This window comes from Prochlorococcus sp. (genome assembly GCF_965655815.1).
GTDB lineage: Bacteria > Cyanobacteriota > Cyanobacteriia > PCC-6307 > Cyanobiaceae > Prochlorococcus_A > Prochlorococcus_A pastoris.
Genome location: NZ_CBFHHZ010000002.1, coordinates 185,578 through 198,094, shown reverse-complemented (window position 1 = coordinate 198,094; position 12,517 = coordinate 185,578). Strand labels below are relative to the sequence as shown.

The following is a 12,517-nucleotide window of genomic DNA, read 5'->3' as shown; positions in this document are numbered from 1 at the left end:
ATGAATTTTCTTGCTTGTGATCTAGGAGGTACAAAAGTTCTTTTAGGAATTTTCAAAAACGATGCTAATACTTGTACTCCTTATTTAATTTTTAAAAAAAAATATGTATCTTCTGAATGGGATTCATTTGACACAATTCTAAAAGATTTCTTAAAAAATGAATGCAAAAACATTAATCATCCTTTTTCTGCTTGTTTCGCAGTGGCAGGTCCCATATCTAATAACAATGCAGAAATTATTAATTTATCGTGGAATATTTCTCGCGATGGATTAAAAAAGAAATTTAAATTTAAAAGTTGCGAGCTAGTAAATGATTTTGCAGTGCAAATTTATGGAATACCTTTTTTAAAAAAAAATCAATATTCTGCTATTCAAAAGGGGGACAGGTCAGTAGGGGTCAATAAAGATTTACATGCAATCGTCGGAGCAGGAACTGGTCTAGGCATTGCAAAAGGCATAATATCTGGAAATGAAGTAAAAGTTTTAGCTAGCGAAGGTGGTCATGTTGAATACTCGCCAAAGTCAGATTTAGAATGGGAATTAAAGAATTGGCTCAAATATTCTTTAAAAGTTGAAAGAATATCCTGTGAAAGAATCATTAGTGGGACTGGGTTATCAAGAATAGCTGAATGGAGACTTAGCAAACCTGATGCCAAAAACCATCCTCTACAAAAATACTTAAAAGAATTAAAATATTCTGATAATTTGAGAAAAGAACTTCCTCAAGAAATTTGTAATCTTTCTAATCAAGGGGATAACATAATGATCCAAGTTGAGAGAATATGGTTAGATGCTTATGCTTCTTTGTTGGGTGACGTTGCTCTTCAAGAATTATGTTATGGAGGGTTATGGATTTCTGGAGGAACCGCTCCAAAACATTTCATAAACTTTAAATCAGGTTTATTTATGAAACAATTTTCAGATAAAGGAAGATTAAAAGATATTCTTAAAAATATACCTGTGAATGTAATCTTAGATGAAGAGTTTGGATTATTTAGCGCAGCCTGCAGAGCAAAAATGCTTTCACAAATAGAATAATCTTCATATGTCTTCTCCAGAAGTAGGAAAAAAAATTATAGTAACAGTTCCTTCTACAACTGCTAATTTAGGTCCTGGATTCGACTGTCTAGGCGCAGCGTTAGATTTATATAACGAATTTATATTTACAAGAATAGATGGAGGCGGGGATCGATTTGATTTGATAATGGAGAGTACTGATGGTAATCATTTAAGAGGAGGCCCAGAAAATTTAGTTTTTAGGGCTGCACAGAAAGTATGGGAAAGTGCAAATATCAAACCTTTTGCCCTTGAAGCTAGAGTGAAATTAGCAGTTCCCCCCGCTCGCGGACTAGGGAGTAGTGCCACAGCAATAGTTGCGGGACTAATCGGAGCAAATGCGATTATGAACTCCCCTTTACCTAAAGAAAAACTTTTAGAACTTGCAATTGATATTGAAGGTCATCCTGATAATGTAGTTCCTTCTCTTTTGGGGGGTCTTTGTTTAACTGCCAGGTCATCTTCTCAGAGATGGAGAATTATTAGATGTGACTGGCACGATTCCATTAAAACTGTAGTTGCGATACCTGCTATACGTCTTAGTACTAGTGAAGCAAGGAGAGTAATGCCGAAGAATGTACCTATTTCTGATGCTGTAACAAATATGGGAGCACTTACGTTATTACTAAACGGCTTAAAAACAGGTAATGATGAATTAATAAAAGAGGGAATGTTTGACAAATTACATGAACCATACCGATGGAAGCTTATTAAAGGTGGATTGGAAGTTAAAGATGCCGCACTACAAGCTGGCGCTTTGGGCTGTGCAATTAGTGGGGCAGGGCCAAGTATATTAGCTTTGTGTAAAAAGGATAATGGCAGAGAAGTCAGTCAAGCCATGGTAAAAGCTTGGGAAAACTCAGGCGTGGCAAGTAGAGCACCATATTTGAACGTCCAAACAACAGGCAGTCAATTTAGGGACATCTCTGGTAAGTAGTTTTACTTAGGCATTTTTAATGTTATAGTCTCAAGCTAGAACAACTTCAACTAGAATAAAAAAATTATTCATTATTCTATGAATTTAGAATCTTTTCCTTTACTATCCTCTATTGTTTTATTACCCTTAATTGGGGCATTGATAATGCCTTTCTTAAGTTCTAAGGAAGGAGAAGATAATACACTCCCAAGAAATATCTCATTAAGTTTTTTATTTATAGATTTTCTTCTCATAATTGGAGTACTTTTCCAAAAATTTGATACAACAAATAGCTCGCTACAACTTGTTGAAAGATTAACTTGGCTACCATCAATAGGTTTAGAATGGTCTCTTGGCGTAGATGGATTATCTGCACCATTAGTAGCTTTGAGTGGATTAATAACATTTTTATCAGCTGCAGCTAGTTGGAAGATAAAGAAAAAATCTAATTTATATTTTGCTCTTTTATTAGTTCAGGCATCAGCTCAAGCATTAGTTTTCCTATCTCAAGATTTCTTGTTATTTTTCTTAGCTTGGGAATTAGAACTGGTTCCTGTTTACCTTCTTATTGCTATTTGGGGAGGCAAGAAAAAATTATATGCAGCTACAAAATTTATTCTTTATACCGCTTTAGCATCCTTACTAATACTTATAAGTGGACTTGCACTTGCGTTGAGCGGGGATACCTTTACCCTAAATCTTACGGAATTAACAAATAAACATGTAACAGGTAGTCTCGCATTATTATCTTATTTAGGATTTTTAATAGGTTTTGGAGTTAAACTTCCTATCTTCCCATTGCATACTTGGTTACCTGATGCTCATGGGGAAGCTAATGCTCCAGTATCAATGTTACTAGCGGGAATCCTTTTAAAGATGGGGGGATATGCTCTCTTAAGATTCAATGTGCAAATATTACCCGAAGTGCATCTACAACTTGCACCTGCTTTAATTATTCTTGGGATTATAAATATAATTTATGGAGCCTTAAATGCATTCGCACAAGATAACGTAAAGAGAAGAATCGCATGTAGTTCAGTAAGTCATATGGGTTTTGTTCTTCTGGGTATTGGAGCAGTTGATGCTTTAGGTATAAGCGGAGCAATGCTTCAAATGATAAGCCATGGGCTTATAGCAGCAGCAATGTTCTTCGTTACAGGATCCTTCTATGAGAGAACAAATACTCTGTCAATTCCAAACATGGGTGGTTTAGCAAAAGTCTTACCAATAACATTTGCTTTTTTCCTGGCGAGCTCATTAGCTTCTCTTGCCTTGCCTGGAATGAGTGGATTTATAAGCGAAATCACCGTGTTTTTAGGGATCACAAGTCAAGAGGGTTTTAGTTCACTTTTTAGATCAATCACAATTCTTATTGCAGCAATTGGTCTTGTCCTAACGCCAATATATCTTCTTTCGATGTGTAGAAGAGTATTTTTCGGACCTAGAATACCTGCGCTAGCTACTGTAAAAGAAATGAATGGTAGAGAGTTGACAATTGGGTTCAGTTTATTATTGCCTACTTTAGTCATTGGTTTTTGGCCAAAAATTGCCATAAATTTATATGAATCTTCAACAAACGCTCTCAGTCAACAACTTACTTTAGCTAAGTTAGTCGGGTTAATCTCAAACTTTAGCCAATTTTAATCTTCGATAAAATGGAATCTACAATTTTTAATTACGGAGAATTACCAGAATTTAATAAATTTACTTCAGATAGAATTAATCAAGAATTCCCAAAAGTAATAGATAAAATAAATCTAGATTTCAAAAACATTGAGAAATTTTTATCTAATTATTTGGAGCAAGAAAATTTAGAATGGGACAAAGTAATTAATCCTTTAAATGAAGTAAATGAAATTTTAAGGTGGAGTTGGGGAGTTATAAGCCATATTAATGGAGTAAAAAATTCCGAAAGCTTAAGAGAAATTTACTCAAAGTTTCTACCTGAAATTATTAATTTAAGTAATAAGTTTGGACAAAGCAAAATTATTTATAATTCTCTGGTAAAGCTTAAAGAAACAAATAATTTTGATGAGATTAAAAATAGAATTCTAGATAAAGAAATTCTCGAAATGGAACATAGAGGTATTTCATTAGATATAGATAACCAGAAAGAATTCAATGTTATTTCTGAAGAGCTTGGAAAACTATCTACAAATTTCAGTAATAATGTTTTAGATGCCACTAATTCTTGGTCATTAATCCTAAATGATAAATCTCAAGTAGATGGAGTTCCAGAAAGGGTTTTAGAATTGATGTCAATATCAGCTCACAAATTCTTAAAAAAAGAAGGAGAAGCTGATTCAAAAAATGGGCCATGGAGATTAAGTTTAGATATTCCGACCTATACCGCCTTTATGACATATGCCAATGACCGTAATCTCAGGGAAAAATTATATAAAGCTTTTGTAAGCAGAGCCTCTCATGGAGAAAAAAATAACTCTCAAATAATTGAAGAAATTCTATCTCTTAGGACTAAACAGGCTAAACTCCTTGGTTATGAAAGCTGGGCAGAATTAAGCCTTTCAACAAAAATGGCTAAGGAAATTAACAATGTTGAAAAACTTTTAGAGGAGATTAGAAAGCCTGCCTTTAAAACAGCCAAAAATGAATTAGTTAGACTTAATAAGTTTTCAAAAGATAATGGATTCCCTATCTCTGAAGATCTTCAATCATGGGACATTAGCTATTGGTCGGAGCTTCTCAGAAAGGAAAAACTTAATTTAGATCAAGAATCACTTAGGCCCTGGTTCCCTCTGAATGATGTTTTAAAAGGTCTTTTTAAACTTAGTGAAAAGCTCTTCGACATTAAAGTAATTGAAGCCAGAAATGAAGCTCCTATATGGAATGATGACGTTTTGTTTTTTAATATCCTAAATAAAGACGACGAAAAAATAGCTTCATTTTATCTGGATCCCTACTCTCGTCCCGAGTCAAAGAGGGGAGGAGCCTGGATGGACGAATGCCTTAACAAAAACAATATTGGTAAAAATACATTACCTGTTGCTTATTTAGTTTGCAATCAAACTCCGCCATCCAAAGACAAACCAAGCTTGATGAGTTTTGATGAAGTTCAGACCTTGTTTCATGAATTTGGTCATGGTCTTCAACATATGCTTACCACAGTAAATCTTCCACAAGCAGCCGGTATTAATAATGTAGAATGGGATGCTGTAGAACTTCCAAGTCAATTTATGGAAAACTGGTGTTTTCACAAAAACACTTTATTAAATATTGCGAAACACTATAAAACTGGGGAGAAATTATCTAATGAGAATTTCGAAAAATTAGTAAAGAATAGAACTTTTAATTGCGGGATGGCTACTCTAAGACAACTACATTTTGCAATTACAGATATAAGATTGCATAGCAATCTATATAATAATCAGGATAAAAATTCTAATGAGATCAGAAATGAAATATCCAGAAATACAACAGTAATTAAACCAATAGAAGAAGATAAATTTCTTTGTTGCTTTAGTCACATATTTGCAGGAGGTTATTCAGCTGGATATTACTCTTATAAATGGGCCGAGGTTTTGAGTGCTGATGCTTTTTCTATGTTTGAAGAGGCAGACTTAGAAAATAACCAAAATATAAAGGCAATAGGTAAAAAATTCAAAGATACAATTTTAAGTCTTGGAGGAAGTATCCCTCCTTTAGAGGTATTTAAATTATTTAGAGGCAGAGAACCAAAAACCGACTCTTTGATAAGACATTTAGGTCTATCATCTGTTAATTAAGTAGACTGTCGACAATTTTATCGATGGCATTTGGATTTCTAACTAAATTTTTATGTTTATATGTTTTTAATGATATTTTCTCCCCCGAGTTCAAACTAGCTCTCCATCCAGGGAAAACCATAAGATCCCAATAAGTAAAAAAGCTAATACAATCAATTCCACTAAGAAGATAATCGGATCTAGAAAGCTCTCTTAATAAGAGACTATTTATTTTCATCTCAGATATTCCTTTAAAAGGATATTTAGGAATTAATTGAGATGCGAGAGTTCCTTTATGAGGCGACCCAATAGTTATAAATCTTCTAGTTCTTTTATAACCATTTAATTTTTTAATCCAATATCTACCAATTATTCCACCCATCGAGAAACCCAAAATATCAAGCTTTTTTTCATACCCATATTTCTCTAAAATTAAATCATTTAATAAATTAGTTAATTCAACAATAGATGTCATTCCATATTGATGTTTTAAAGTTGGGGCAAAATATTCAATTCCAATTTCATCAAGTTTTGAAGTTATCGAAGAAAATATATCTGCTGTGTTCCAGAGACCATGAATTAATATTATGGGATTTCTTTTTGACAATACCGTTAATTATTTTCAAAAACTCTTACTATTGAGACCTCACCATCAAAACCAGTAATTGGAGGTTTACATTTCGTTAATATAATTTTAATTCTGCTAAGTTGAAACTCTTCATCAATAATTTTTAAAATTTCATTTGAATATTTCTCAATCGTAAAGCAACATATCTTCTTGGATTGATATTTTAATATTTTAACTAATTTCGAATAATCAACTGTACTTTTAATATCATCATTTTGAGTACAATTTTCAAAATCAGACCATAAAAATACATCTAAACTAAAAAGTTGACCTAGGTCCCTTTCTTGTTCTAAAACACCAACTCTTGCCCAAAGTTTAATATCCTTAATTTTTAAATATGTTTCCATTTCTATGAGTTAAACATCTTTATGTGAATAGATTAATTTTCCAGATGAAAAATCATCAACAATATGGCCTTCTCCTCTTAAAAAATACTTATAAGTTACTAGCCCCTCTAGTCCTACTGGGCCTCTTGGGGGCAATGTCTGTGTAGATATCCCAACTTCTGCTCCAAAGCCATATCTAAAACCATCTGCGAATCTTGTTGAGCAATTATGAAAAACACCTGAACTATCTATCTCGCTCATAAATTTATTAGCATTAATGACATTTTCCGTAATTATTCCATCTGTATGTTTTGAACTAAATTTTTGTATATGAGCAATTGCTTCTTCTAAATCATTAACAATTTTTATAGAAAGAATAAGATCTAAATATTCAGTTTGCCAGTCCTCATAATTAGCTTCAAAAGCAACACCCAATTGAAAAGATTTTTTATCTCCAATCAATTTAACATCGTTAGAGTTAAACATTGGAATAGCCTTATTCAAAAATTCAGAGGCAGTATCTTTATGTATTAAAAGAGTCTCAACAGCATTACATGCAGCTGGATATTGGATCTTACTATCTAAAGCCACTTTTAAAGCCATATCGATATTTACTTCGTTATCTATATATAAATGACAAATTCCATCAGCATGACCTAAGACAGGAATTTCTGTATTCTCTTGTATAAATTTAACGAGTTCATTACTTCCTCTTGGAATTATTAAGTTTATATATTTTTCTAAATTCAACATTGCCATACTATCTTTTCTACTTGTGAGAAGACAGATTGAATTTTCATCAAGATTTGAATCTTGCAAACCCTCCTTAAGTGCAGAAACTATTGCAATATTAGTTAAATTTGCTTCACTTCCCCCTTTTAGCATTACTCCATTTCCAGACCTAATAGCCAAAGAGCTTATTTGCATTACAGCATCGGGTCTTGATTCAAAAATCACTCCTAATACTCCTATGGGTACTGTTTTTCTTTCAAGGATTAAACCTTTAGAAAGTTCCCTTTTTATTTGAATTTGACCAACTGGATCAATCAAATTCCCAACTTTTCTTACCCCTTCAATTCCTAAATTAAGTTTTTCTTTTGATAACTTTAATCTAGAAAGTAAGGATTTTGAAATTCCTTTAATTTCTGCTTTTTTATAATCTTCGATATTAGCCTCAATTATTTCTTTAGAGTTTTTTTCTAAATAATCAGCCATTAAGTTCAAGGCTCTAATTCTGTCATCATTATTTGTTTGACTTGTTTTAATTGAAGCCAGACGAAGTTGCTTTGCTTTTTCTAAAAGTTCATTATCAGGAGTTGGTACTTGAAATATATCAGTCATAATTAAGTTTAATTAACCTAATAATAATTGAAAATAAGCATTCTTAAAACTTTTATTTTAGGAACTAATATCTCAAAAATAATTGAACTTGACTTTTCCACTCCCCCTCGGCATCTAGAGAACCTAATAATTCTAAGTTTGGATTAGCTTGTAAAGTAAGTATTCCTAAAGGTGGTAAATCATCTCTATCTGGAGTAGCTTGAACAGCAAAGTTAATTCTATCAGTAATATCAAGACCTATTTCGGCAATCCAAGCTTGAGTAGACAACCCAGCGTTTGAAGATGATTTATCAGTATCATCTACATCAAGGTTTTCATTAGAAAAAACATTATTAATTGGTTCATTATTTTCTATTACAGCCGGATACAAAGACAATTGAAATTTATCACTAAATCCATTTGCAGTATTAAGTTGAGAAATAAATGCTCTATTTATTAAATTTGCAGAGTTTCCTCCTATCAAACCAATAATTTGAGATCTGTTATAACTTGGAGTACTTCTTAATTGTATTTTTCTATTTTCATCCTCAAATGATAATTGATCTAAAAATCCTTCATATGATGCTTCGATTTTTATAAGTCTTGTATTACCGATTCCAACCGCTCCAAAACCACTTGAACTAACATTTGCATCAAGACCACTTGAAATATTAAGATCTTGATTATTTTCACTAATTGGTATTATTGAATCTGGAACTTTACTAGTTAGTGAAAAGTTAATAAAAGGAACAATGCCACTTCTAGAGGCAAATAAAATATAATTTTCTTTATTTTTATCTAATTTGAATGGTGTTGTATATAAATTTGCTGTACCTTTACTTAAATTAATAAGGCCTCTAGCATTTAAATCTTCTCCAACCTTTCCATTAAAATTTAAATCTAACTTGGTATCTAAATTAGCCTTAACTATCCCTGCATATTGAATTCTAAAATCTGGACCAAGTTTTAATTTTAGATTCTTAAAACTTAAATTTTCAAGATAATTTGGGGAATTTCCTCCTAAAAGAAAAGAATTTAATATAGTTTCATTAGAAATTATTTCAATATTTTTATCTTTTTCCCAAAATAGTTCTGGCCAATTTCTTTCATAATTTCTTTCTTTAAAATTAATTTTTTTATTATTTTCTTTATCAGCATTATTTAAATTAATAAACCCATTATTTAATGCTAACTTTCCACTAAATATAGGATCTTTGAATGAACCACTAATATTGATTTTAGAGTCAGTTAGAAATTTTATATTATTAGATTTAATATTAAAATTATTAGTTAATAAGCTAATATCTTTTTCATTCAAATTGTTTTTAGTATAAAAAGGTAAAGTCCCCTTAATAAAAATATTTCCAGAAGCATCATCAGAAGCTTTAAAGCTTTTGATTTCTATTTGATCAAAATCAAAAATTATTGTGCTGTTAATATTTTTAATGACATTACTATAAATATCAATTTCAGAATCCTTGATAAAAACAAAACCATTAGCAATAGGTTTTTTAACAGTTCCTTTTATTATCATTCTAAGAGTTACATCACCTTTTTTAAAAGTAAAATAATCATCAGCAAAGATATCTACTAATTCAATAAATTTTCCATTACCATTTAATCTCAAGTCTAAATTATCCTGTTTGTTAAAAGGAATAGAACCTGAAATATTTATTGGGATGTTTGAATTATTCAATAAAAAAGATAAATCTAAATCAAAAATCGAATCGCCATACTGGACTTCTCCAACATCTAATTTGATCGAGCTATTATTAATTGATGTATTATTCGAAGAAATATTAGTCGCAAAGAATTTTTTATCTAGATTATAAATTAAATTAATATCCAAATTTCCTTTAAAGTCTCTAGGTTTATCTAAAAATATATTTATAGTTTTTAAAGGTAATTTATTAATATTCAAAAACCCTTTTCCTGTAAAAAGTCCTCCCTCTAAATCTAGAGAAAACTTTTCTTTAGAACTTTTTTTACTTTCGTTTTTAATATCAAGATATCCATTTAATTTAGTTTTTAATCTAAAATTAGATTTATTATTTCCTTCTATAGATAAATTTGCATCATATCTACTTTGAAATTTATCTAAATATCTTTTTAAATTAAATTTATCTTCTAAAATATTGTCATTATTTATTAAATTATTTATAAAAAGTATTTTTTCGGAAAAAGAGCTTTCAATATTATCAATTTCTATATCATCCAAGGCTCTAGAATTACTATTAGGAAGAAATGTTTTATTATCAAAATTTAAAATATCGACTGCTGTTTGTAATGTCCAACTAGTACTAATATTATTAAAATTTATATTAAAATTATCATCTTTATTAGAATCATATTCAAGATCAATCATGCCTCCATCAATTGGATATAGTGATGAATTAACGTAAAATGATTTATTATCAAGAGTAAAATCAAATAATGAATTAGCAAACTTTATATTCCTATATTTGCCCAAACTCCAAGCTAAACGACCATCAAAGTAAGTTTGATCTTTAGATATAAAACCAGAACCATTAACGTTTCCGCTAACTCTATCGAATTCATTATCTCCAATAGCCAATTCAAGCTCATCTAAGGGAAAATTATTTGCATTCCAACGATACTTATCATCATCTTTAACTAAATTTATACTACCTTTATTGGAATTAAATATTCTGCTAAAGGTTATATTCTCTAACTTAATTTTTGAATCAAGATTAAAGGTAAGGAAAGAAGGCACGGGCGAATATCTATTCTTCATATTTACTACATATTTATTATTTTGATTTTTAATCTCACCATCCCATATTTCTCTTATCCTTAGCCCTTTGTAATGAGGATAATCAACATTGAAATTGATTTTAATATCAGGTTTATTTATCTCGCCTTTTAATTCTCCTTTTGCAGTAATAAAACCTCGTATCTTATCTTTACGGAAAATATTTAAATTAGATAATTGGGTTCTATTAAGAATAAAACTTGAATTAACTTTTCCAAAATTTATGCCCCTTTTATCAACCCAATAAGGTATATTTCCTGATAATTGTATCTCAGGATTTAAACTGTCTAAATATCCAACATTACCTTTTAAATTTATATTATTAATATTTTTATTTAAAGGAACATTAAGATTAAAATCAGAGATTAAAGTACCATAATTAAGATTATTTATATCCGCATTAATATTATTACCTTGGCATAAAAACCTTAAAGAATCACTTTTTATATCCTCTACTAAATTATTAGTTTTTAATCTTAAGTTATTGAGAGAAAGATTGCCTTTACAAGAAGTTTTTATGGAAGATTTATAAAATTTAAAATTAGATTCAATATTCCCTCCTCTTATAGCAAATTTCCTATCACCAAAACTATACTTAGATCCCTTCAAGTTAATCCCACGGGATAATATCTCGAGATTCAAAAAGTCTTTATTTAATTTAGTATTTAGTTTTAAATTTAGATTACCTTTACCCTTAGTATGTGTATGAAAATTACCAATAAACTGCTTAGCTTTTGATTTATATATCAATTTTCCTTTTACTTTAGTCTCTATTCCAATATCCTTTAATTTGAAATTTACAGATTCCTTTAAATTAAAATTTAGATCATAGTTTACTTTACTTTTTATAAATCTGTTTTTATTATCATCAGATTTTACCCTTTTGAAAAAATCATTGTTTATTTCAATTTTAGTTTTTTTTGGTTTTACATTAAAAATCCATCTTTGATTTAAAAATGATCTAATTGGCATTATGCCTACGTAGATATTCTTCGATACGATTTCAGAATTTAAATTATTTTTATCAATAATTTTTAGATTATTTAAAGATATCCCAAGAAATCTGATCCCAGAATAATCCCCCAAATCTATTTCTTTATTTAAAAATTTTTCTATCCTATTTTCAAGTAAGGGTTTTCTATTGGTATAGAAATCTTCAAGAAATTTATTTAATAAAAAAGTTCCTACAAAGCTAATTGACAAAGTAGTCCCTAAGAAAAAAAGCTTTTTATTAAAATTTAGAGATCTAATTCTTTGCAAGTTAGAATCCCAAAATAGAGTAGGCTTACAAAATATAAGAAATTATTCAGGTTAAAGCCACTAAATGTCTTTTTTTGAACTATTAGCTAATACACCTAAGATATTTGGATTTTTAGGAATATTTCTTTTTCTTATTTCTTTGATTGCATTTATTTTTAACTTTGGTTTTAAATTTAGGATTACAGGTGCGACAATATTTTCATTATTACTCTCTTTAAGCAGTTGGGCTTTTATACAGAGCTATACAGATAATGTAAAAATAGATGGGGCAAAATATGTTCCAATTGTTTATGATAATGGATTTGATTTAATTGTTACAAAAGCTGATAGTGAATTTCCAGAGGAAGCGATTGAGCCGACTTTAAAACAATTATCTGAAAATCTTAAAAAAGGTAGTAGATCAGGATCAAAAGTAAAAATTAAAATTAGGAAACTTGAGAAGATATCCAATGACGTAAGTAAGCCAGTAATTATTGGAGAAATAGAAAAAAGCTTTAATATGAATTAGATGAATAA

9 protein-coding genes are annotated in these 12,517 nt (G+C 30.0%); 5 read left to right on the top strand and 4 right to left on the bottom strand.

Annotated elements, in window-relative coordinates; translation table 11 throughout:
- From glk to ACTF45_RS04150, 4 genes are all read left to right on the top strand, one after another.
- Nucleotides 1–1,038: a glucokinase gene (glk, locus tag ACTF45_RS04165; RefSeq protein WP_438949391.1), complete on the top strand. Its 1,038-nt coding sequence runs from the start codon at nt 1–3 to the stop codon at nt 1,036–1,038.
- 7 nt (nt 1,039–1,045) lie between these two features.
- Complete coding sequence (gene thrB / locus ACTF45_RS04160) at nt 1,046–1,993, top strand: homoserine kinase (RefSeq protein ID WP_288347682.1); 948 nt, start codon at nt 1,046–1,048, stop codon at nt 1,991–1,993.
- A gap of 78 nt (nt 1,994–2,071) precedes the next feature.
- Nucleotides 2,072–3,616: an NAD(P)H-quinone oxidoreductase subunit 4 gene (locus ACTF45_RS04155; RefSeq protein WP_438949390.1), complete on the top strand. Its 1,545-nt coding sequence runs from the start codon at nt 2,072–2,074 to the stop codon at nt 3,614–3,616.
- A gap of 11 nt (nt 3,617–3,627) precedes the next feature.
- Nucleotides 3,628–5,715 carry a M3 family metallopeptidase gene (locus ACTF45_RS04150; protein WP_438949389.1) on the top strand — a complete coding sequence of 696 codons (2,088 nt, stop codon included), beginning with the start codon at nt 3,628–3,630 and terminating at the stop codon, nt 5,713–5,715.
- Here ACTF45_RS04150 and ACTF45_RS04145 read toward each other — a convergent pair.
- The 4 genes from ACTF45_RS04145 to ACTF45_RS04130 all read right to left on the bottom strand — a co-directional run bounded on the left by ACTF45_RS04145 (nt 5,708) and on the right by ACTF45_RS04130 (nt 12,001).
- On the bottom strand, nt 5,708–6,301 hold the full coding sequence (locus tag ACTF45_RS04145; RefSeq protein WP_288347513.1) for an esterase/lipase family protein: 594 nt from the start codon (nt 6,299–6,301) through the stop codon (nt 5,708–5,710). The genes ACTF45_RS04150 and ACTF45_RS04145 overlap by 8 nt on opposite strands.
- Before the next feature lie 5 nt (nt 6,302–6,306).
- Complete coding sequence (gene folB, locus ACTF45_RS04140; protein WP_438949388.1) at nt 6,307–6,669, bottom strand: dihydroneopterin aldolase; 363 nt, start codon at nt 6,667–6,669, stop codon at nt 6,307–6,309.
- Between the two features lie 9 nt (nt 6,670–6,678).
- A complete protein-coding gene (locus ACTF45_RS04135) occupies nt 6,679–7,989 on the bottom strand; it encodes a glutamate-5-semialdehyde dehydrogenase (RefSeq protein ID WP_288347516.1) in 1,311 nt (436 codons plus the stop codon).
- Nucleotides 7,990–8,053: 64 nt separating this feature from the next.
- On the bottom strand, nt 8,054–12,001 hold the full coding sequence (locus tag ACTF45_RS04130) for a translocation/assembly module TamB domain-containing protein (protein ID WP_438949387.1): 3,948 nt from the start codon (nt 11,999–12,001) through the stop codon (nt 8,054–8,056).
- A 64-nt stretch (nt 12,002–12,065) separates the two neighbouring features.
- Between ACTF45_RS04130 and ACTF45_RS04125 the strand changes: the two genes are divergently transcribed.
- Nucleotides 12,066–12,509 carry a DUF2518 family protein gene (locus ACTF45_RS04125; RefSeq protein ID WP_438949386.1) on the top strand — a complete coding sequence of 148 codons (444 nt, stop codon included), beginning with the start codon at nt 12,066–12,068 and terminating at the stop codon, nt 12,507–12,509.
- The last annotated feature ends 8 nt before the right edge of the window (nt 12,510–12,517 follow it).

Coding starts and splice junctions, on each gene's coding strand:
- glk (WP_438949391.1), top strand. CDS start 1: ATGAATTTTCTTGCTTGTGATCTAGGAGGTACAAAAGTTCTTTTAGGA.
- thrB (WP_288347682.1), top strand. CDS start 1,046: ATGTCTTCTCCAGAAGTAGGAAAAAAAATTATAGTAACAGTTCCTTCT.
- ACTF45_RS04155 (WP_438949390.1), top strand. CDS start 2,072: ATGAATTTAGAATCTTTTCCTTTACTATCCTCTATTGTTTTATTACCC.
- ACTF45_RS04150 (WP_438949389.1), top strand. CDS start 3,628: ATGGAATCTACAATTTTTAATTACGGAGAATTACCAGAATTTAATAAA.
- folB (WP_438949388.1), bottom strand. CDS start 6,669: ATGGAAACATATTTAAAAATTAAGGATATTAAACTTTGGGCAAGAGTT.
- ACTF45_RS04135 (WP_288347516.1), bottom strand. CDS start 7,989: ATGACTGATATATTTCAAGTACCAACTCCTGATAATGAACTTTTAGAA.
- ACTF45_RS04125 (WP_438949386.1), top strand. CDS start 12,066: ATGTCTTTTTTTGAACTATTAGCTAATACACCTAAGATATTTGGATTT.